We start from the raw sequence: 22,189 nt of genomic DNA on the forward strand, positions 1-22,189 counted from the left end.
ACCCGTCATGTTCAGACGGCCTTTTGTTATAATAACCGCATCTGAAAACTCCGCATCACGAGCCTGTTATGACCGCACCCCATCCCACCATTGCCGCCATTGCCACCGCGCCCGGCCGCGGCGGTGTCGGCGTGATCCGACTGTCCGGAAAAAACCTGCTGCCCTTGGCCGCGCAAATCAGCGGCGGCAAAACGCCCGCGCCGCGCGTGGCTTTGTACACCGATTTTCTCGATGAGGCGGGGCAGCCCATCGACAACGGCCTGCTGCTGTATTTTGCCGCGCCCGCCAGTTTTACCGGTGAAGACGTGGTCGAACTGCAGGGCCACGGCGGGCCGGTGGTGATGGAAATGCTGCTGCAACGCTGTTTGGATTTGGGCGCGAAAATGGCGGAACCCGGCGAATTTACCAAACGCGCCTTTCTCAACAACAAGCTGGACTTGGCACAGGCCGAAAGCGTGGCGGACTTGATCGACGCATCGAGCAAATCGGCGGCGCGCATGGCCTTGCGTTCGCTCAAAGGCGCGTTTTCGCAGCATATCCACGCCTTGGTCGGCGATTTGATTACCTTGCGGATGCTGGTGGAGGCCACGCTTGATTTTCCCGAGGAAGACATTGACTTTCTGGAGGCCGCCGATGCACGCGGCAAGCTGCAAGCCCTGCAAGGCCGTCTGCAAACCGTGTTGGACAGTGCCGAACAGGGCGCGATTTTGCGCGAGGGCATGAACGTGGTGCTGGTGGGCGCACCGAATGTCGGCAAATCCAGCCTGCTCAATGCGCTGGCCGGCGACGACATTGCCATTGTTACCGATATTGCGGGCACTACCCGCGACACCGTGCGCGAACAGATTACCCTCGACGGCGTACCCGTCCACATCATCGACACGGCGGGTTTGCGAGAAACCGACGACGTGGTCGAGCAAATCGGCATCGAGCGCAGCCGTAAAGCCGTGAACGAGGCGGATGTGGCACTGGTGTTGATTGACCCGCGCGAAGGCCTCAACGAAAAAACCCGCAGCATTCTGGCGGATTTGCCCGAAGGACTGAAAAAAATCGAAATCCGCAACAAAACCGACTTAACCGGCGAAGCAGCCGGTATTTCAGACGGCCTCACAGCCTTGTCCGGCGCGGATACGGTCATCAGGCTTTCCGCCAAAACCGGCGCAGGACTGGACGCGCTCAAACAGGCATTGTTGCAGGAAATCGGCTGGCAGGGCGAAAGCGAGAGCCTGTTTCTCGCCCGCCGCCGCCACCTGAGCGCCCTGCGCGCCGCCGAAGCCGAATTGGAAAACGCCGCGCTGTGCGGCAACCACCAAATCGAGCTGTTGGCCGAACACCTGCGGCTGGCGCAGGCGGCGTGCAGCGAAATCACCGGAGAGTTTACCGCCGACGATTTGCTGGGCGTGATTTTTTCGCGGTTCTGTATCGGGAAATAGCGGGCAGGCTTGGCGGTCGGCCGACATCGGAACGATAATAATATAGCCGAATCGCGCAGAATGAGACAGGCAGCCAAGTTTCAGGCAGTACGGGCAGTACGGGCAGTACGGGCAGTGCGGATGGCGGAACGGGCTTGGTCAAGTCCGCTTTTCGAGCAAGGTGCAGCAACGCCGCATTGTATAGTCGAATAAAATAAGAATGAGACAAGGCAGCGAAGCTGCAGACAGTACACATAGTACGGCAAGGCAAAGCAACGTTGTATCATTCTTATTTTAAATGACTATATGATGTTCAATTTAGATTTAATGACGATATAAACCGGTTGCGTTAGTTTGCTGCGTTGCGAAGAGATGGATTGAGACGGAAAAGCAGACGGCCTTGCGTTAAACGCGGGTCAGCCATTTCCAGACGGCATGGCTCCGGTTTTCACGGCGGTATCCAAACGAGGCATAGCGTTCCGACAGCCAAAAGCGTTGGCGTGTTTTATATCATGGTCAATGACGATATAAACCGGTTGCGTTGGTTGGCTGCGTTGCGAAGAGATGGATTGGGACGGAAAAGCAGACGGCCTTGAGTTAAACGCGGGTCAGCCATTTCCAGACGGCATGACCCCAGTTTTCGCAGCGGTATAAAAACAGGGCATAGCTTTCCTGCAGCCAAAAGCGTTGGCGTTCTTTTTCTTTATTGAATAAAGTTGTCGGCGTGGCGGACACTTGGGCGCGGATACCCAAATCTTCTGCCATTGCCTGTGCGCGGGCGAGATGGTAGGGGTCGCTGACGATGACTACGCTGCCGATGTTGTTGGCGCGCAGTACAGGGCGGATATTCCGCAGGTTTTCGTAGGTATTGCGGGAAGTGTTTTCAAACAGAATGTTTTTTGCCGGCACGCCTTGTTTGAGTGCGTAGCGGCGGCCGACTTCCGCCTCGGTCATGTAGCCTTTTTTGGGTGTGCCGCCGGTGAAGATGATTTTATCGACATGCCGCCCCTGATACAGGGTAATGGCGTGGTTGATGCGCTCGCGGAAAACGGGGGAAGGGCGTTTGTCCCACGCTGCCGCACCCAGCACTACGGCGGCATCGGCATGGTAATCGGGCGGCAGGGCACGATGTCCCGCGCGGTACACCTGCCATGCGCTTGCCGCAAAAGCCGCGCCCACCAGCAGAACACTGAGGGCGAAGCCGCGCAGCAGATAATAGCGCAGGCCGTTTTTGCTGTGGAACAGTCGGAGCATGGTTTGCAGACGGCCTTTCAGGAAGAAGGCAGCAGGGTTTCGAGGTTTTCAGTAGGTCTGCCGATGGCGGCGCGGTCTGCATCGGCCAAAATCGGACGTTCCAGCAATGCGGGGTGTTCGGCGATGGCCTGAAGCAGCGCATGGTTATCCAATTCGGGATTGTCCAAGGCCAGCTCTTTGTACAAATCGTCTTTCACGCGCATCATGTCGCGCACGGATTCCAAACCGAGCTTGCGGAACAGCTCTTCCAATGTTGCCAAGTCGGGCGGCGTATCCAGATAGCGGACAACTTTTGCCTGAATGCCGCGTTCTTCCAACAGCGACAGCGCAGCACGGGATTTGCTGCAGCGGTTGTTATGGTACAGAATAAATTCAGACGGCATGATATGCTCCTTAAAACAGTGCGGCAGGGCAGACGGCGCAGATATGGCGATTGGACATTAACGCAGAACAATACGGCGTTGCCGCACCGCTTGTACGGTTTGCGGTTTGGCTGCTTTGTTTTGTGTTATGCGGCCATATTCGACGAATTTGCGGAATATGCCCCGGCCGGAGACGGCTATTATCGGACGAGCCGTTAAATTTCTCAAGTACGGCGGCATTCGGCGGCGGTTTGCTGCGGAGGTATATGCAAAAAACCAACAGCTTGATGTGAACCAATAGACATGCCGTCTGAAAAGGTTACAATAGTCGGAATTTGATAAACGGATAATGACATGAAACGCTTCGTTACTTTTGCCGCACTGCTGGTGTTGGCCGCTTGCGGGGGCAGCGAGCCTGCCCGAACCGCGCAGGCTGCTTCCGCTCCTGCCGCACCGCAAACCGCCGCCGTGCAAAACGCCTTGGCCGCATGGGACAGCAATACCCCCAAATCATTGGACGAGCTGGCCGCTCCGGTGCGTATCGTCAATCTGTGGGCAACATGGTGTAAACCCTGCCGCAAAGAAATGCCGGAAATGTCGGAATGGTATCGGAGCCAGCCTGAAGGCAGTGTCGATATGGTCGGCATCGCTTTGGACAGTACCGACAACATTGGCAGCTTTCTCAAGCAAACGCCGGTCAGCTATCCGATTTGGCGTTATACCGGCAACAGCAGCCGTCCGTTTATGAAAGCATTCGGTAACGATGTCGGCGTATTGCCGTTTACCTTGGTGGAAGCCCCCAAATGCGGCTACCGTCAAACGATTACCGGCGAAGTCAACGCCGCCAGTCTGACGGCCGCGCTCAAAGCAGCACGGGCGCAATGCGGATAAGCCGTAAGGCCGTCTGCAAAACACCGCTTTGCGGTTGAAGCAGGCTGCCAAGCTGCAAGCAGGGTTGCGCTGCCGTTTTGGGCAGCAGCCTGCTTGGAGCATGGTGTGGCCGGACAAAACCGGTAGAGCAGGAGGCGGCGTGCCGAATGCTGCGGATACGTTTGGCGCAGTTTTGCAGACGGCCTGTGGCGGCGGCTTGACCGAAAAACATAAAAATCACCGGCTGTCTGCATGGCTGCCGAAAAATCCCTTATAATTCTTTTTAAACGATATGTATTCCTGCGCCGGATTGTGTCCGTGCTGCCAAATTTTACCGAAAGAACCAACGTGGACAAACTCAAAATCTCTGCCAATGGCCCGTTAAACGGCGAAATTACTGTATCAGGTGCGAAAAACGCCGCCCTGCCGCTGATGTGTGCAGGTTTGCTGACTTCCGGCACGCTGCGTCTGAAAAACGTCCCCATGCTGGCCGATGTGAAAACCACGCAAAAGCTGCTGCAAGGCATGGGCGCGCGCGTATTGACCGACAATATTCACGAATTTGAAATCAACGGCGGTACGGTCAACAACACTTGTGCGCCGTACGAATTGGTCAGCACCATGCGCGCTTCCATTTTGGTACTCGGCCCCACGTTGGCGCGTTTCGGCGAAGCGCAAGTCAGCCTGCCCGGTGGTTGCGCCATCGGTTCGCGTCCGGTTGACCAGCACCTGAAAGGTTTGGAAACCATGGGCGCGGAAATCGTCATCGAACATGGCTACGTCAAAGCCAAAGGCCGTCTGCAAGGCGCGCGCGTGGTAATGGACGTGGTGACTGTCGGCGGTACGGAAAACCTGCTGATGGCGGCTACGCTGGCCGAAGGCACCACCATTCTGGAAAATTGCGCCATCGAGCCGGAAGTGGTCGATTTGGCGGAATGCTTGGTGAAAATGGGCGCGAAAATCAGCGGCATCGGCACTTCCACCATGACTGTCGAGGGTGTAAAAGAGCTGCACGGGGCGGAACATTCCGTTGTGCCCGACCGCATCGAAGCCGGTACGTTCCTTTGCGCCGTTGCCATGACCGGCGGCAAAGTTACCCTGCGTAACGCTGCGCCGAAAACCATGGAAGTGGTGTTGGATAAATTGGTTGAAGCGGGCGCGCTGATTGAAGCAGGCGACGATTGGATTACCATCGATATGCAGCAGCGTCCGAAAGCCGTGGACATCCGCACCGTTGTCCACCCGGGCTTTCCTACCGATATGCAGGCGCAGTTTATGGCGATGAACGCCGTAGCTGAGGGCAACTGTCGCGTGGTGGAAACCATCTTTGAAAACCGCTTTATGCACGTTCCCGAACTCAACCGCATGGGCGCGGACATTACCACCGAGGGCAATACCGCTTTTGTCAAAGGCGTGGAAAAACTGTCGGGTGCAACCGTTATGGCCACCGATTTGCGCGCTTCGGCAAGTTTGGTGATGGCAGGTTTGGTTGCGGGCGGTGAAACCATTGTCGATCGCATCTACCACCTCGACCGCGGTTACGAACACATCGAGAAAAAACTCGGCGGAGTCGGCGCGAAAATCGAGCGCGTGCGCGGATAACGGCGGATTTTCTATCCGGATACGCTAAAAGCCGTCTGCAAAATATGTACTCGAAAACAGGGCATTTTGCAGACGGCTTTTGCTATGCGCGGGAGCGGTGTGAAGACATGGAAAATATAGTCATTTAAAATAAGAATGATACAGCGTTGCTTTGCCTTGCCGTACTATGTGTACTGTCTGCGGCTTCGCTGCCTTGTCTCATTCTTATTTTATTCGACTATATAGTCGGATTCATACAGATGAAGACAGAATGAGACAAGGCAGCCAAGTTGCCGGCCGTAGAGCGAGTGCCGGCGGATTGGCTGTTTGGGTGGGTTTTTCTTTTTTTCTTTGGATAAGACACGACACGCCGTATTAGGCTGTGTCAAATGATTACAACCGAATGGCAGCGAGAAAACGGAATGGTTTCGGGCGGTGTGTATGGTGCGGAGTGGCGGATTTGCTGCGCCGTATTGTTTGGCTGCCGTTTGCCGTATCAAGCAAGGCCGTCTGCAAATTCGGCATATCCGCCGCTTTATACGACCTTGCAGCGGAAACAGGCTATGCCAGCCCTTTCAATTTATACAGCCAATCCAACGCTTCTCTCGGCGACAATTCATCAGGATTGATTTCAGCCAGCATATCTGCCCATTCATTATTTTTTGCAGACGGCCTTTCTCCGCTGCATGAGCTATCCACAGACAAATTTTCTTCCAAACCGCTATCATCGTTTTCAGACGGCATCATGCTGAAAATATCCATTTGCGGCTGCTGCGCGGCGGCCTGCCGCTCCAAGCCGTCCAGATGCTTTTGTGCGGACTTCAGGGCGCGGGCGGGCAGACCGGCGAGTTTGGCAACGGCGATACCGTAGCTTTTGCTGGCGGGGCCGGGTTGGATTTCGTGCAAAAACACAATGTCCTGCCCCTGCTCCAAGGCGGAAAGGTGCATGTTGACGGCGGCGGCGTGTGTCTCGGGCAGGCGGGTAAGTTCGAAATAATGGGTGGCAAACAGGCTGAACGATTTGTTTTTCTGCAATAAATGTTCGGCAATGGCCTGCGCCAGCGCGAGGCCGTCGAATGTGGACGTGCCGCGCCCGACTTCGTCCATCAGCACCAGCGACTGCTCGGTCGCGTGGTGGAGGATGTAGGCGGTTTCGCTCATTTCCACCATAAAGGTGGAGCGGTTGGAGGCCAAGTCGTCGCTTGCGCCGATACGGGTGAAAATCTGGTCGATGGGACCGATGGTGGCGGAGGCGGCGGGAACGAAGCTGCCGGTGTGTGCCAACAGGGTAATCAGCGCGACTTGGCGCATGTAGGTGGATTTGCCGCCCATATTGGGGCCGGTGAGCAGCATCAGGCGGTGCTTGTGGTCGAAGGCGGTGCTGTTGGTAGTAAAGTGGCGCACCTGCTGCTCGACAACGGGGTGGCGGCCGTCTGAAATTGCCAAAACGGGATAATCGGCAAACTCGGGACAGACGAAACCGCGTTCGGCGGCATGGCGGGCAAATGCCGACAATACGTCCAGCGCGGCGGCGGCTTTGGCGGCTTTTTGCAGCTGCGGCAATGCGGCCTGCAATTCTTTGAGCAGGGCTTCGAACAATTGTTTTTCCAAGGCCAAAGCCTGCTCTTGCGCCGTCAGTACTTTGTCTTCAAAGGTTTTGAGCTCGGGCGTGATAAAACGCTCGGCATTTTTCAGGGTTTGGCGGCGTTGGTAGTCGGCGGGTGCCTGCTCGGCCTGCACTTTGGAAAGCTCGATGTAAAAGCCGTGTACGCGGTTGAACTCGACTTTCAAGGTGGATAAGCCCGTGCGCTCGCGTTCGCGGGCTTCCAGAGCCTGAAGAAACTCATCGCCGTGGTTTTGGATGTGGCGCAATTCGTCAAGCTCCGCATGGAAGCCGTGGTTGATGACACCGCCGTCTTTCAGCCACACCGACGGCTCGGGCATCACCGCCGCCTTCAAACGCTCCGCCAGCGGCAGCGTGGCGGGAAAAACCTGCTGTAACGTTTCCAGCAGGCTGCTGCCGCCGCAGGACAATTCAATCTGTGCCAATTCGTACAGGCTGTCGCGCAAGGCCGCCAAATCGCGCGGACGGGCATTGCCCACTGCAATCCGTGCCGCAATGCGTTCGATGTCGGCAATGTTTTTCAGACGGCCTTGCAGGGCGGGATATTGGTTTTGCAGGGCGGCCACGGCTTCCTGACGGGCGCGGATATGGCTGCGGTTGCGCAGGGGGTGGTGCAGCCACAATGCCAAGAGGCGGCTGCCCATGTGGGTGGCGCAGTCGTCGAGCACGGAAAACAGCGTCGGGGCTTTTTTGCCGCTTAAGGTTTGGGTGATTTCCAGATTGCGGCGTGTGGCCGCATCCATGCCGATATACTGGTTTTCCGTTTCCAACGAAAGACCGTCGAGATGTTGCGGCATCAGGTTTTGTGTGAGGCGGATATAGTTGAGCAGCGCACCTGCCGCACCTATCGCCGCCGCGTGTTCCGACCTGTCCAAACCGAAGCCGCGCAAATCTTGGCAGCCGAAATATCCGGTCAGCAGCTTTTCGGCAGTATCGGCGGCAAACTGCCAACCGTTCAGGCGCGTGACATTGCCCGAGGCCGCCTGAAACTGCGGCAGTTTTTTGCCGTCGGCCAACAAAACCTCCGCCGCCTGAAGGCGCGCCAATTCGTCGGCCAGTTTTTCAGACGGCACGATTTTCACTTTAAATTCACCGCTCTGCAATGAAGCCCACGCCAAGCCGACCTGCTTTTTATCCGCGTTGACCGCCACGATGCGGTTGGTTTCCTTGTCTTCCAAAAAAGCCGAATCGGTCAGCGTGCCGGGCGTGACAATCCGCACCACTTTGCGCTCCACCGGCCCTTTGCCCGCGCCGACTTCGCCCACCTGCTCGCAAATCGCCACGCTTTTGCCCATTTTCACCAGCCGCGCCAGATACTGCTCCGCCGCGTGAAACGGCACGCCCGCCATCTTCACCGGCTCGCTCCCCACCTGCCCGCGCGTGGTCAGGGTGATGTCCAACAGCTTCGCCGCCTCCACTGCATCGTCGAAAAACAGCTCGTAAAAATCGCCCATGCGGTAAAACACCAGTTTGTCTTGGTGTTCGGCTTTGATGCCGAGATACTGCTGCATCATCGGGGAGACGGGTTTGGACATTTCAGACGGCCTTTTGCGGATTGGTTCGGATAGGGAGGGTTATTGTAGCAAAACAGCGGCGGATTTCCGAACAACTTGCTATATACAGACGGCTTTTTGCCCGAAAATACGCTACAATAGCCGTATTCGAACGATACCGGTAATAAAGGAAACCGTATGGCCTTTTTTGATTTTTTCCGCCGTAAGAAAAAAGACAATGAGCAAGAAACCGAAACCGCCGCATCTGTAGAAACCACAGAAGCGGCAGCAGGGGAGGCAGAGCAGCCGTCTGAAGCGGCGGCTGATGCTGCCGTGGCAGAGGAAACGCTTGGGCAGCCGCTTGGAGTGCAGGCAGCGCAAACGGCTGCGGTGTCGGAAAGCAAAACCGGACGCACGGCAGAAACGGCTGAAAACGCCGTTGACATGCCGTCTGAAGTTTCAGACGGCATAGCGGATACGGAAACCGAGGCGGAGTCGGCTGACAGGGCGGCGGAAAATACCGTGCAGGCAGACGGGGAAACGGGCGTGGAAACCGCTGCGGACAGTACCGGAGCGGTCATGATGCCGTCTGCAAGTGCGGAAGCGGCAAGCGCAGAAACGCTTGAATCTGTCGAAGCAGAAAAAGAGGTTGCGGAAGTTCGGGCGGGGGAAGAAACGGAAACCGTCAAAGCGGCGGAAGAAGCCGTTGCAGAGCAGCCGTCTGAAAATCGGGCGGAAAGCCCGGCAGCCGAAGCAGTTGAGCCGGAAACAGCAGACACCGCATCTGCCCCCGTGCAGCAGCCTGCAACAAATGAAGCATACGGCGAAGAGACGGAAAACAACGGTATCGGGGCGGAACAGCCGCCTGCAGAAACCCTGCCCGCTGCCGTGATGGAGACCGCACCTGAAGCAGAACCCGAAGCCGTATCCAAACCCGGCTGGGCGGCGCGTTTGAAACAAGGTTTGAGCAAGTCCCGCGACAAAATGGCGAAATCGCTGGCGGGCGTATTCGGCGGCGGTAAAATCGATGAAGATTTGTATGAGGAGCTGGAAACCGTATTAATTACCAGCGACATGGGCATGGAAGCGACCGAATATCTGATGAAAGACGTACGCAACCGTGTATCGCTCAAAGGCTTGAAAGACGGCGCGGAATTGCGCGGCGCATTGAAAGAGGCGGTTTACGACCTCATCAAGCCGTTGGAACAGCCGCTGGTGTTGCCCGAAAGTAAAGAGCCGTTTGTGATTATGCTGGCGGGTATCAACGGCGCGGGCAAAACCACTTCCATCGGCAAGCTGGCCAAATATTTCCAATCGCAAGGCAAATCCGTGTTGCTGGCGGCGGGCGATACCTTCCGTGCGGCGGCACGCGAGCAGTTGCAGGAATGGGGCGGGCGCAACGGCGTTACCGTAATTTCCCAATCCACAGGCGATTCTGCCGCGGTGTGTTTCGATGCCGTGCAGGCCGCCAAAGCACGCGGTATCGATGTGGTGCTGGCGGATACTGCCGGACGGCTGCCGACCCAGCTTCACCTGATGGAAGAAATCAAAAAAGTGAAGCGCGTATTGCAAAAAGCCATGCCGGACGCGCCGCACGAAATCATTGTGGTACTCGATGCCAATATCGGCCAAAATGCCGTCAACCAAGTTAAGGCCTTCGACGATGCGCTGGGACTGACCGGCCTGATTGTGACCAAACTCGACGGCACGGCCAAGGGCGGCATTCTGGCGGCATTGGCGGGCAACCGGCCGATTCCCGTGCGCTACATCGGCGTGGGCGAAGGCATCGACGATTTGCGCCCGTTTGACGCACGCGGGTTTGTAGATGCGTTGTTGGATTGAGGCCGTCTGTTTTATATAGTCGAATTACACAGAATAGGGAAAGCCGCAGGCCGTACGGGGCGGCGGTCCGGCTTCGGAAGTTTAGACAAGCCTACTCTCCCTGAGAAGGGCGCAGCAACGCGGTATCATTCTGTATGAAATGGCGGTAACACATGATGGGTATAATCATAAAGTAAACAACTCATATGGCCGCCATGTTGTGATTTGAAGAAAAATGCACACAAATTTTATTTTTGCCCTGTTTGTGGGCATGATTGTTCCGCTGCAAGCACCGCTAAATGCGTTTGTGGCCCGTTCGCTCGGCTCGCCGTTGTGGGCGACTTTGGTGTCTTTGTCGGTCAGCGTGATGGCGACCGTGCCACTGCTTATGCTGTTTCGTGTTTCTGCGCCTGAGTTGGGCAATCTGGGGCAAGTGCCTTGGTATGGCTGGCTCGGCGGATTGTGCGGCGTGGTGTTTGTGGCAAGCTCGGTCATTCTTGCTCCCAAAATCGGCATTGCCAATTTTGCGGTTTTGGCGATTGCCGGACAGATGATTGGGGCGCTGGTACTTGACCATTTCGGCTTTTTCGGCTTGAGCGTCAAACCGATTAACCTGTTTAAAGTGTTGGGTGTAGCGGTGATGTTGGGCGGTATTTTGCTCGTGCAATATGGTAATAGAGTGTCGTCATGAATGGATGGTTGCCGGTGTCCGCTTTGCCGCCGTGTGTTGCAGGATAGTTGAAACAGGAATGATTCTGTGTGATTTGATGATAAAAGGCCGTCTGCAAATTAGCATTTTGCAGACGGCCTTTTATAGTCATTTAAAATAAGAATGATACGGCGTTGCTTTGCCTTGCCGTACTATGTGTACTGTCTGCGGCTTCGCTGCCTTGTCTCATTCTGTGTTATTCGACTATATATCTTGGAAACGGTTTTAACTGCTTAGGCAACCCAAACAACTGTTGTTCGGACAAATGCTTTGGTTTACCGGCCGGATTTCACAAGGTCCGCCAGCAGCTTATAGGAGCGGAGCTGGGCAGTTTGGTCGTAGATGTAGCTGACCGCCATCAGCTCGTCTGCCTGTACGCTTTCCTGCAAGCGGTCTAATTGGTGTCGGGCGGTATCGGGCGAACCGATCAGGCTGCACGACATCATAGACTCCGCCATGTTCAGGATATGCGGCGGAACGTGTGTTTCGATATCAGGTTGCGGCGGCAGCATACCGCTGAGACTGCCGGTAACGACGTTCAGGAAAAATTGCAGACAGGTGGAAGAAAGAAAGCGTGCTTCTTCATCGCTGTCGGCTACGATGGCATTTACGCCAACAATGACTTTCGGTTTGTCCAAAAATGCAGACGGCCTGAACTCGCGGCGGTAGATGGCAACGGCCTGTTGCAGCATACGCGGTGCGAAGTGCGACGCGAAGGCATAGGGCAGCCCCATGTGTGCGGCAAGATATGCACTTTCGGTACTTGAACCCAAGATGTATAGCGGCACGTTCAGCCCCGGGGCAGGGTAGGCGCGGACGTGGGTGCTTTCGGGGACGGACATTTTGACCGGACCGAAGCTGAAGCCTTGTGCGGCGGTTTCTTCTGCGCTCAGGGGGCTGAAATAATATTGGATTTCTTCGATATCTTGCGGAAAGCTGTGGGCAACATCATCGTGATGGCGGCGGATGGCACGGGCGGTGGCAGGGTCTGTACCCGGTGCGCGTCCCAAGCCCAAGTCCACGCGGTCGGGATACAGGCTGGCCAGCGTACCGTATTGTTCGGCTACGATAAACGGCGAATGATTCGGCAGCATGACTCCGCCCGAACCCACCCGTATCTTGTCGGTGTTGTCCAATACGCGCTGTATCAGCAGGCTGGTGGCGGAGCTGGCAAGATAGGGCATATTGTGGTGTTCGGCAATCCAGTAGCGGACATAGCCGTGTTGTTCGGCAAACTGAGCCAGCGCAACCAGATTATCGACAGCTTGGATAAAAGTTTCGCCGTTTCGGAACGGTGCGAGGTTGAGTATGGAAAGAGCGGGCATCAATCTTCCTTTGCGGTCGGGATAATATGGGTTGCAGGGATAATTGGGTCGGGTTTTGCCTGCTTCAAGGGTTCGCGCTTGTTTCCAATCAGCGCAACGGCATGGCAGCGGCTTGTCTTGATTATATTGGACGCATATTGTGAAAAACCCCAAGCAGGTCGGTGATGTTCAACCTGCTTGGGGTGGTTTCATAAAAGGTGTTATGCGCCGCGTTTTTCCAATACGGCTACGGCAGGCAGCTCTTTGCCTTCCAAGAATTCCAAGAATGCGCCGCCGCCGGTGGAGATGTAGCTGATTTTGTCGGTTACGCCGAATTTGGCAATCGCCGCCAGTGTGTCGCCGCCTCCTGCGATAGAGAAGGCTTTGCTTTCGGCGATGGCTTCGGCCAATGCTTTGGTTCCGCCGGCAAATTGGTCAAACTCGAATACGCCTACCGGGCCGTTCCATACGACGGTACCGGCGTTTTTCAGGATTTCGGCCAAAGCGGCGGCGGATTCGCTGCCGATGTCCAAAATCATGTCGTCTGCGGCCACATCGGCCACGGCTTTACTTTCGGCTGCGGCGTTTTCGGCAAATTCTTTCGCGGTGACCACATCGGTGGGCAGCGGAACGGAGCCGCCTTTGGCTGCCATTTTCGCCATGATTTTTTCAGACTCTTCCACCAAATCGGTTTCCGCCAGCGATTTGCCGATGGGTTGGCCTTGCGCGAGCAGGAACGTGTTGGCGATGCCGCCACCGACAACCAACTGGTCCACTTTGTCGGCCAGAGATTCTAAGATGGTCAGTTTGGTGGAAACTTTGCTGCCGGCCACAATGGCAACCATCGGGCGTGCAGGTTCTTTCAGGGCTTTGCCCAAAGCGTCGAGTTCGCCCGCCATCAATACGCCCGCACAGGCAAGCGGCGCGGCCTGTGCCACGGCTTCGGTTGAGGCTTGGGCGCGGTGGGCGGTGCCGAATGCGTCGTTGACAAACACGTCGCACAAAGCGGCATAGGCTTTGCCCAGCTCCAAATCGTTTTTCTTTTCGCCTTTGTTGATGCGCACGTTTTGCAGCATCACCACTTCGCCGGCGTTCAGCGCGGGTTTGTTTTCGCGCCAGTCGTTCAGGACTTTCACTTCTTTGCCCAGCAATCCGCCCAAGTGCGCGGCAACGGGGGCAACGTCGTCTTCAGGACGGAATTCGCCTTCGGTCGGGCGGCCGAGGTGGGTCATCACGATGACTGCCGCGCCGTTGTCCAAACAGTATTTAATGGAGGCCAGCGAAGCGCGGATACGGGTGTCGTCGCTGATTTTGCCGTCTTTAAACGGTACGTTCATGTCGGCGCGGATGAGTACGGTTTTACCTTGTACGTTTTGTTCGGTCAGTTTCAAAAATGCCATGTCGGTTTCCTTTATAGAAGTGTGGAATCAGGAAAGGGTGAGCGGTGAATGTTAATATTGGGATTATGCGCGAAGCGGCGGCGGCGGTAAAGCGGCGATGTGGCAGGGCTTGATTTATATTAAGCGGAATTGTCCGGTAGGAGAGCCGGAATGTCAGACGGCCATTCGCTGCCCAACGGTGCGGTAATGTCGAAAACGGTATCGAGGTAATGGAAACGGATACGCCAAGCGTGCAGAAACAGACGGCAGGCAGTTGTGCCACCGTAAGCGGTATCGCCCAAAATCGGAGCAGATAATGATTTCATGGCAACACGGAGCTGGTGTGTTTTGCCGGTATGGGGTTGCAGGACAAACAGACGAAGGTTCGGACGTAAAGAGCTGCTGTGAAACTGCGTTACCGCAAAATTTTGCTGCGAACGGGTCAGCTTCCATGTGCCGCGCCGCGATTTTTCCATGCCGCCTTTGACCCAGCCCTGTTTTTTAAGCGGTTTGCCATCGCTTAATGCCAAATAGGTTTTTTGCATGGCGTGGGCGGCAAACTGCTGTGCCAAACAGGAGGCGGCCTGCGGGTTGAGTGCAAACAGCAATACGCCGCTGGTTGGTTTGTCCAAGCGGTGCAGCAGCCATAAGCGCGGAACGCCCAGTTGTTTGGCCAGTTGCTGCAGGAGATTGTCCTCACCTTCTTCCTGATGCACGGCAATGCCTGCCGGTTTGTTGACGGCAACAAAATCAGCCGTCTGCAATAAGATTTCAAGCATTTTGCAGACGGCCTTTAGTGCAGGGAAATACCGCCGCCGGCAAGCGTCATCACACCTAAAGCGCAAAACAGCGCACAAGCGGCGATGCGTACGGTTTTTGCCGGAATTTTTTTCATCAGCATTTCACCCAAATATACAACCGGCACATTGGCCAGCATCAATCCCAGCGTGCTGCCGCAGACAACCCAAAACAGAGATTGGTATTTTGCGGCCAGCAAAACCGTAGCGATTTGGGTTTTATCGCCGATTTCCGCCATAAAAAACAGCAAAACCGTTGCCGTGAACGCACCGTATTTCAGCCAACGGCTGTCAGGATTGTCGTCTTTGTCCGGCAGCAGCAGCCACAGACCGACTGCGATAAAACTGCCGCCGACAATCCATTTGACGGTATCGGGCGATACAAATTGTGCCAGCCATACGCCCAGTACGGCAGAAAACAGATGGTTCAGCAAAGTTGCCACGAAAATACCGGCAACAATGGCATTTTTCTGGGAGAAACGTGCGGCAAGAAACAAAGCGAGCAGTTGGGTTTTATCGCCGATTTCCGCAATAGCAACCCCAAGTGTCGAAGAGAGGAACGCTTCCATAATTTTCAGATACCCAAGCGGTGTGAGGCAGAACGGCAGCATCCCGGCGGGCAGCAGCAGTTCCTTCAAATCTAAAGTCGTACCATTATAAGGCGGGCGGCAGAACAAATCTACCGCAACACAGCTTTTACGGTTGTGCACCGAAATTTACAGACGGCATAGTATAATGAGCCGCATTTATCAAACACCTGAATCAATCCGAACACACATGAAACCCATCATTTACTCCCTGACGATCGGCATACTGTTTGGCGCAGCATATCCGGCAACGGCGGAAAAACTGTGCCCTCCGGGAGCGGGCGGCAAGTGCGTAACCGAAAGCATGGACGGCACGGCAGAGTTCACATTCGAACAGCTTGAGCAGAAGCTCAAAGAAACCGAACAGATTAAAGCCGAAACCAAGCGCAACATCGCTCAAAAAATCGATGACGATGTAATCATAAAGCCGCTTGATGCCTCAGCAGTAACCGGGAGCGTCACCAACAGCGCAGAAGCAGCACGTCCCCGCATCGATGTGAAACTGCGTAACGGCAAAAGCACAACAAGCACCAATGCTGCAAGTTTGAAATCCGCTAAAGAGCGCGCCGCCGCATTGAATAAAAAAGCCAAAATCATTCCCGCTCCCGTTATCCCTGCACCCAAGCAGAAACCCAAGCCGCAACTGACCCGCAAGCAGATTTTGCAAAACGAAATACGCAACGAACAAGCGGCATTAGCGCGAGCCAAAGCCCAGCTTAACGTTGCCCGCAAAAAAGGCGACCAAGACAAAATCAGCCGTTTGAGCGGAGCAGTGCGCGATCGTGAGGCTAATATCCGCGCCATTAAAAATGAAATGAACCGCTAAGTTCCCCAAACAAACCGGTTTTGTTACAAAAGGCCGTCTGCATATTCGTTTTTGCAGACGGCCTTTTACAGCATTAAATAAGTAATAGAAATATCAGAAAGTGTTTTGTAACAGCATCGATAATACTTAGTAATCCGTTTGAAAAAAGGTTTGAGATTTCCAATTTCCGGATACCGATTTTCAGAAATCAAGCATCAGATATAAAAATAGGGCGCAACCCTTTCCCTTTTCTACGAAGAATATAGGGTGGGAACAGTAATTAAACAGTATTACTTGTAAACGAATAAAGAATTCTTTCCGAGCCGGCAAAGTGCCCGGTACGGATAATTTTTAAAAAATATTGGTGAAATTCATATAATCAAGCCGTCTGCAAACTCCAAAACGCAGACGGCCGGTTGGCAGAGGGAGTACAGTTTGTCATTTCGCCGCAAATTTCCCTCAATAAAATTTCCTTACCAAACAGATAGATGAGTATTTTCCCGATTTTATTTGTATTTTTAGGGTTGACTGGGGTGGTTTGGAGGGGTATAGTTCGGTTCTTCGCTGCTTCGGCGGTGAAAGCGAACTGTTTATTATAGCAGATTTATTTGGAAGTTTTAAGCTGGTTGGTAAAAAACATTTGACAAATAAAAACAAGCTGTAGTAAAATTCGAATTTAGCTCTTTAACAAACAGATTACCGATAAGTGTGAGTGCGGAAAGCCTCACACTGCGACAAAAACAGACAAGATGTAGAAATTCTATATCCTGTCGGTTTCTTTGAAGCAGACCAGAAGTTATTAAGTTAGAGATTGAACATAAGAGTTTGATCCTGGCTCAGATTGAACGCTGGCGGCATGCTTTACACATGCAAGTCGGACGGCAGCGGGGAAGTGCTTGCACTTCTGCCGGCGAGTGGCGAACGGGTGAGTAACATATTGGAACGTACCGAGTAATGGGGGATAACTGATCGAAAGATTAGCTAATACCGCATACGCTCTGAGGAGGAAAGCAGGGGACCTTCGGGCCTTGCGTTATTCGAGCGGCCAATATCTGATTAGCTGGTTGGTGGGGTAAAGGCCTACCAAGGCGACGATCAGTAGCGGGTCTGAGAGGATGATCCGCCACACTGGGACTGAGACACGGCCCAGACTCCTACGGGAGGCAGCAGTGGGGAATTTTGGACAATGGGCGCAAGCCTGATCCAGCCATGCCGCGTGTCTGAAGAAGGCCTTCGGGTTGTAAAGGACTTTTGTCAGGGAAGAAAAGGGAGATGCTAATACCATTTCCTCATGACGGTACCTGAAGAATAAGCACCGGCTAACTACGTGCCAGCAGCCGCGGTAATACGTAGGGTGCGAGCGTTAATCGGAATTACTGGGCGTAAAGCGAGCGCAGACGGTTACTTAAGCAGGATGTGAAATCCCCGGGCTCAACCTGGGAACTGCGTTCTGAACTGGGTGACTAGAGTATGTCAGAGGGGGGTAGAATTCCACGTGTAGCAGTGAAATGCGTAGAGATGTGGAGGAATACCGATGGCGAAGGCAGCCCCCTGGGATAATACTGACGTTCATGCTCGAAAGCGTGGGTAGCAAACAGGATTAGATACCCTGGTAGTCCACGCCCTAAACGATGTCAATTAGCTGTTGGGCAACTTGATTGCTTAGTAGCGTAGCTAACGCGTGAAATTGACCGCCTGGGGAGTACGGTCGCAAGATTAAAACTCAAAGGAATTGACGGGGACCCGCACAAGCGGTGGATGATGTGGATTAATTCGATGCAACGCGAAGAACCTTACCTGGTCTTGACATGTACGGAATCCTCCAGAGACGGAGGAGTGCCTTCGGGAGCCGTAACACAGGTGCTGCATGGCTGTCGTCAGCTCGTGTCGTGAGATGTTGGGTTAAGTCCCGCAACGAGCGCAACCCTTGTCATTAGTTGCCATCATTTGGTTGGGCACTCTAATGAGACTGCCGGTGACAAGCCGGAGGAAGGTGGGGATGACGTCAAGTCCTCATGGCCCTTATGACCAGGGCTTCACACGTCATACAATGGTCGGTACAGAGGGTAGCCAAGCCGCGAGGCGGAGCCAATCTCACAAAACCGATCGTAGTCCGGATTGCACTCTGCAACTCGAGTGCATGAAGTCGGAATCGCTAGTAATCGCAGGTCAGCATACTGCGGTGAATACGTTCCCGGGTCTTGTACACACCGCCCGTCACACCATGGGAGTGGGGGATACCAGAAGTAGGTAGGGTAACCGCAAGGAGTCCGCTTACCACGGTATGCTTCATGACTGGGGTGAAGTCGTAACAAGGTAGCCGTAGGGGAACCTGCGGCTGGATCACCTCCTTTCTAGAGAAAAGAAGAGGTTCTCCGCATTCACACTTATCGGTAAACTGTAGAAGATGCAAGAAGAAGAGCAACAATATTCGATAGGATATATTGCTCACGACCTTGGGTTTGTAGCTCAGCTGGTTAGAGCACACGCTTGATAAGCGTGGGGTCGGAGGTTCAAGTCCTCCCAGACCCACCAAACACATACTGGGGGCATAGCTCAGTTGGTAGAGCACCTGCTTTGCAAGCAGGGGGTCATCGGTTCGATCCCGTTTGCCTCCACCAAAAAGACTTCACAAATTAAAATAAGCTGCTATAATCGCCGCTCATTTTAATTTGCGAAGTCGGACAAAGTCCGCAAGCATCGATCTTTAACAAATTGGAAAGCCGAAATCAACAAACAAAGACAAAGTTGGTCGGATTGGATAGAGAACGGTTGCGACCGTTTAACATCTCTTTTAAGCAAAGCGCAAGCAAAGCTAAAAAGAAAAACAAACCGGCCACAGTATTTGGGTGATGATTGTATCGAGTTGTTCCCGAAACACAAAAGGCGGGAACAATACACAACAAAGCAGTAAGCTTTATCAAAGTAAAAATCTCTAGTCCCTGTTCTAGTCAACGGAAGAGCGGATTAAGTCAGAGAGGTTCTTGAAATGATAGAGTCAAGTGAATAAGTGCATCAGGTGGATGCCTTGGCGATGATAGGCGACGAAGGACGTGTAAGCCTGCGAAAAGCATCGGGGAGCTGGCAATAAAGCTATGATCCGGTGATGTCCGAATGGGGAAACCCACTGCATTCAGTGCAGTATCCATACCTGAATACATAGGGTATGAGAAGCGAACCCGGAGAACTGAACCATCTAAGTACCCGGAGGAAAAGAAATCAACCGAGATTCCGCAAGTAGTGGCGAGCGAACGCGGAGGAGCCTGTATGTGATAGCCGTTGAGATAGAAGAACAAGCTGGGAAGCTTGGCCATAGTGGGTGATAGCCCCGTATTCGAAATCTCATCGGTGGTACTAAGCATACGACAAGTAGGGCGGGACACGTGGAATCCTGTCTGAACATGGGGGGACCATCCTCCAAGGCTAAATACTCATCATCGACCGATAGTGAACCAGTACCGTGAGGGAAAGGCGAAAAGAACCCCGGGAGGGGAGTGAAACAGAACCTGAAACCTGATGCATACAAACAGTGGGAGCGGACTTGTTCCGTGACTGCGTACCTTTTGTATAATGGGTCAACGACTTACGTTCAGTAGCGAGCTTAACCGGATAGGGGAGGCGTAGGGAAACCGAGTCTTAATAGGGCGATTAGTTGCTGGGCGTAGACCCGAAACCGAGTGATCTATCCATGGCCAGGATGAAGGTGCGGTAACACGCACTGGAGGTCCGAACCCACGCATGTTGCAAAATGCGGGGATGAGCTGTGGATAGGGGTGAAAGGCTAAACAAACTCGGAGATAGCTGGTTCTCCCCGAAAACTATTTAGGTAGTGCCTCGAGTAAGAGACTGATGGGGGTAAAGCACTGTTATGGCTAGGGGGTTATTGCAACTTACCAACCCATGGCAAACTAAGAATACCATCAAGTTGTTCCTCGGGAGACAGACAGCGGGTGCTAACGTCCGTTGTCAAGAGGGAAACAACCCAGACCGCCAGCTAAGGTCCCAAATGACAGATTAAGTGGTAAACGAAGTGGGAAGGCCCAGACAGCCAGGATGTTGGCTTAGAAGCAGCCATCATTTAAAGAAAGCGTAATAGCTCACTGGTCGAGTCGTCCTGCGCGGAAGATGTAACGGGGCTCAAATCTGTAACCGAAGCTGCGGATGCTAGCAATAGCATGGTAGGGGAGCGTTCTGTAGGCCGAAGAAGGTGTGTTGTAAAGCATGCTGGAGGTATCAGAAGTGCGAATGTTGACATGAGTAGCGATAAAGCGGGTGAAAAGCCCGCTCGCCGAAAGCCCAAGGTTTCCTACGCAACGTTCATCGGCGTAGGGTGAGTCGGCCCCTAAGGCGAGGCAGAAATGCGTAGTCGATGGGAAACGGGTTAATATTCCCGTACTTTGATTCAATGCGATGTGGGGACGGAGAAGGTTAGGTTAGCAAACTGTTGGAATAGTTTGTTCAAGCCGGTAGGTGGAAGACTTAGGCAAATCCGGGTCTTCATAACACCGAGAAGTGATAACGAGTGTCTACGGACACGAAGTAACCGATACCACGCTTCCAGGAAAAGCCACTAAGCTTCAGTTGAATCAGAACCGTACCGCAAACCGACACAGGTGGGCAGGATGAGAATTCTAAGGCGCTTGAGAGAACTCGGGAGAAGGAACTCGGCAAATTGATACCGTAACTTCGGGAGAAGGTATGCCCTTCGATGTGAAAGACTTGCTCTGTAAGCATTGGAGGGTCGCAGAGAATCGGTGGCTGCGACTGTTTATTAAAAACACAGCACTCTGCTAACACGAAAGTGGACGTATAGGGTGTGACGCCTGCCCGGTGCTGGAAGGTTAATTGAAGATGTGAGAGCATCGGATCGAAGCCCCAGTAAACGGCGGCCGTAACTATAACGGTCCTAAGGTAGCGAAATTCCTTGTCGGGTAAGTTCCGACCCGCACGAATGGCGTAACGATGGCCACACTGTCTCCTCCCGAGACTCAGCGAAGTTGAAGTGGTTGTGAAGATGCAATCTACCCGCTGCTAGACGGAAAGACCCCGTGAACCTTTACTGTAGCTTTGCATTGGACTTTGAAGTCACTTGTGTAGGATAGGTGGGAGGCTTAGAAGCAGAGACGCCAGTTTCTGTGGAGCCGTCCTTGAAATACCACCCTGGTGTCTTTGAGGTTCTAACCCAGGTCCGTCATCCGGATCGGGGACCGTGCATGGTAGGCAGTTTGACTGGGGCGGTCTCCTCCCAAAGAGTAACGGAGGAGTTCGAAGGTTACCTAGGTCCGGTCGGAAATCGGACTGATAGTGCAATGGCAAAAGGTAGCTTAACTGCGAGACCAACAAGTCGAGCAGGTGCGAAAGCAGGACATAGTGATCCGGTGGTTCTGAATGGAAGGGCCATCGCTCAACGGATAAAAGGTACTCCGGGGATAACAGGCTGATTCCGCCCAAGAGTTCATATCGACGGCGGAGTTTGGCACCTCGATGTCGGCTCATCACATCCTGGGGCTGTAGTCGGTCCCAAGGGTATGGCTGTTCGCCATTTAAAGTGGTACGTGAGCTGGGTTTAAAACGTCGTGAGACAGTTTGGTCCCTATCTGCAGTGGGCGTTGGAAGTTTGACGGGGGCTGCTCCTAGTACGAGAGGACCGGAGTGGACGAACCTCTGGTGTACCGGTTGTGACGCCAGTCGCATCGCCGGGTAGCTAAGTTCGGAAGAGATAAGCGCTGAAAGCATCTAAGCGCGAAACTCGCCTGAAGATGAGACTTCCCTGAGGGTATAACCCTCCTGAAGAGTCGTTCGAGACCAGGACGTTGATAGGTCGGGTGTGGAAGCGCAGTAATGCGTGAAGCTAACCGATACTAATTGCTCGTGAGGCTTGACTCTATCATTTGAAGAACTTCAGATGAAAGCTTACTGATAAGCGATACAACATTACCGAAGTTGATTAAAGAATAAATAAGTGCAGGAGACTGCATAACGGCTTAACCGATTTGTACAGTTTAAGTTTGGCGGCCATAGCGAGTTGGTCCCACGCCTTCCCATCCCGAACAGGACCGTGAAACGACTCAGCGCCGATGATAGTGTGGTTCTTCCATGTGAAAGTAGGTCACTGCCAAACACCCATTCCGAAGCCCCTGACATCATGTCGGGGGCTTTTACTTTGTTGCTTGCCGGGTAGCGGAGATATG

General features: G+C 53.8%; 14 protein-coding genes, 2 tRNA genes and 3 rRNA genes. 11 read left to right on the plus strand and 8 right to left on the minus strand.

Annotated features, from left to right (window positions below; all coding sequences use genetic code 11):
- The first annotated feature begins 68 nt into the window (after window positions 1-68).
- Window positions 69-1,433 (plus strand): tRNA uridine-5-carboxymethylaminomethyl(34) synthesis GTPase MnmE, encoded by a 1,365-nt coding sequence (gene mnmE, locus EL111_RS00720; protein WP_123796192.1) that lies wholly within the window; start codon window positions 69-71, stop codon window positions 1,431-1,433.
- Between the two features lie 576 nt (window positions 1,434-2,009).
- Here mnmE and EL111_RS00725 read toward each other — a convergent pair.
- Both EL111_RS00725 and arsC read right to left on the minus strand, forming a co-directional pair.
- Window positions 2,010-2,666 carry a YdcF family protein gene (locus EL111_RS00725; protein ID WP_123796191.1) on the minus strand — a complete coding sequence of 219 codons (657 nt, stop codon included), beginning with the start codon at window positions 2,664-2,666 and terminating at the stop codon, window positions 2,010-2,012.
- Between the two features lie 17 nt (window positions 2,667-2,683).
- Window positions 2,684-3,049, minus strand: coding sequence for an arsenate reductase (glutaredoxin) (gene arsC, locus EL111_RS00730; protein ID WP_123796190.1), 366 nt, complete (start codon window positions 3,047-3,049; stop codon window positions 2,684-2,686).
- 333 nt (window positions 3,050-3,382) lie between these two features.
- Here arsC and EL111_RS00735 point away from each other — a divergent pair, with 333 nt between their 5' ends.
- Complete coding sequence (locus EL111_RS00735; RefSeq protein WP_123796189.1) at window positions 3,383-3,919, plus strand: TlpA disulfide reductase family protein; 537 nt, start codon at window positions 3,383-3,385, stop codon at window positions 3,917-3,919.
- Here the strand turns inward: EL111_RS00735 and EL111_RS00740 are convergent.
- Window positions 3,891-4,130 carry a hypothetical protein gene (locus EL111_RS00740; RefSeq protein ID WP_123796188.1) on the minus strand — a complete coding sequence of 80 codons (240 nt, stop codon included), beginning with the start codon at window positions 4,128-4,130 and terminating at the stop codon, window positions 3,891-3,893. The two genes, EL111_RS00735 and EL111_RS00740, sit on opposite strands and share 29 nt — an antisense overlap.
- Window positions 4,131-4,246: 116 nt before the next feature.
- Here EL111_RS00740 and murA point away from each other — a divergent pair, with 116 nt between their 5' ends.
- Window positions 4,247-5,500 (plus strand): UDP-N-acetylglucosamine 1-carboxyvinyltransferase, encoded by a 1,254-nt coding sequence (gene murA, locus EL111_RS00745; RefSeq protein WP_123796187.1) that lies wholly within the window; start codon window positions 4,247-4,249, stop codon window positions 5,498-5,500.
- Window positions 5,501-6,040: 540 nt separating this feature from the next.
- Here the strand turns inward: murA and mutS are convergent.
- Entirely contained in the window at window positions 6,041-8,638 is a 2,598-nt protein-coding gene (mutS, locus tag EL111_RS00750) for a DNA mismatch repair protein MutS (RefSeq protein ID WP_123796186.1), read from the minus strand.
- A gap of 156 nt (window positions 8,639-8,794) precedes the next feature.
- Here mutS and ftsY point away from each other — a divergent pair, with 156 nt between their 5' ends.
- On the plus strand, window positions 8,795-10,438 hold the full coding sequence (gene ftsY, locus EL111_RS00755) for a signal recognition particle-docking protein FtsY (protein ID WP_162843003.1): 1,644 nt from the start codon (window positions 8,795-8,797) through the stop codon (window positions 10,436-10,438).
- A gap of 214 nt (window positions 10,439-10,652) precedes the next feature.
- On the plus strand, window positions 10,653-11,108 hold the full coding sequence (locus EL111_RS00760) for a DMT family transporter (protein WP_123796185.1): 456 nt from the start codon (window positions 10,653-10,655) through the stop codon (window positions 11,106-11,108).
- Between the two features lie 293 nt (window positions 11,109-11,401).
- Here the strand turns inward: EL111_RS00760 and EL111_RS00765 are convergent, their stop codons facing one another.
- The 4 genes from EL111_RS00765 to EL111_RS00780 all read right to left on the minus strand — a co-directional run bounded on the left by EL111_RS00765 (window position 11,402) and on the right by EL111_RS00780 (window position 15,175).
- Entirely contained in the window at window positions 11,402-12,451 is a 1,050-nt protein-coding gene (locus EL111_RS00765; RefSeq protein ID WP_123796184.1) for an LLM class flavin-dependent oxidoreductase, read from the minus strand.
- Window positions 12,452-12,651: 200 nt separating this feature from the next.
- Entirely contained in the window at window positions 12,652-13,830 is a 1,179-nt protein-coding gene (locus EL111_RS00770) for a phosphoglycerate kinase (RefSeq protein ID WP_123796183.1), read from the minus strand.
- A 119-nt stretch (window positions 13,831-13,949) separates the two neighbouring features.
- Window positions 13,950-14,588 (minus strand): TIGR01621 family pseudouridine synthase, encoded by a 639-nt coding sequence (locus tag EL111_RS00775; protein WP_123796182.1) that lies wholly within the window; start codon window positions 14,586-14,588, stop codon window positions 13,950-13,952.
- 14 nt (window positions 14,589-14,602) lie between these two features.
- Window positions 14,603-15,175 carry a TMEM165/GDT1 family protein gene (locus EL111_RS00780; RefSeq protein ID WP_123796207.1) on the minus strand — a complete coding sequence of 191 codons (573 nt, stop codon included), beginning with the start codon at window positions 15,173-15,175 and terminating at the stop codon, window positions 14,603-14,605.
- A 208-nt stretch (window positions 15,176-15,383) separates the two neighbouring features.
- Here EL111_RS00780 and EL111_RS10655 point away from each other — a divergent pair, with 208 nt between their 5' ends.
- The 6 genes from EL111_RS10655 to rrf all read left to right on the plus strand — a co-directional run bounded on the left by EL111_RS10655 (window position 15,384) and on the right by rrf (window position 22,119).
- Window positions 15,384-16,019 (plus strand): hypothetical protein, encoded by a 636-nt coding sequence (locus EL111_RS10655; RefSeq protein ID WP_231998389.1) that lies wholly within the window; start codon window positions 15,384-15,386, stop codon window positions 16,017-16,019.
- A 792-nt stretch (window positions 16,020-16,811) separates the two neighbouring features.
- Window positions 16,812-18,352 (plus strand): 16S ribosomal RNA (locus EL111_RS00790).
- Window positions 18,353-18,456: 104 nt separating this feature from the next.
- Window positions 18,457-18,533: transfer RNA gene (locus EL111_RS00795), tRNA-Ile, on the plus strand.
- A 10-nt stretch (window positions 18,534-18,543) separates the two neighbouring features.
- A tRNA-Ala gene (locus EL111_RS00800) sits at window positions 18,544-18,619 on the plus strand.
- Window positions 18,620-18,994: 375 nt separating this feature from the next.
- A 23S ribosomal RNA gene (locus EL111_RS00805) occupies window positions 18,995-21,884 on the plus strand.
- Between the two features lie 121 nt (window positions 21,885-22,005).
- Window positions 22,006-22,119 (plus strand): 5S ribosomal RNA (rrf, locus tag EL111_RS00810).
- Together the 16S, 23S and 5S rRNA genes with 2 tRNA genes alongside form the textbook arrangement of a ribosomal RNA operon.
- Window positions 22,120-22,189 lie beyond the last annotated feature (70 nt).

The sequence above is a fragment of the Neisseria animalis genome (assembly GCF_900636515.1).
Classification (GTDB): domain Bacteria; phylum Pseudomonadota; class Gammaproteobacteria; order Burkholderiales; family Neisseriaceae; genus Neisseria; species Neisseria animalis.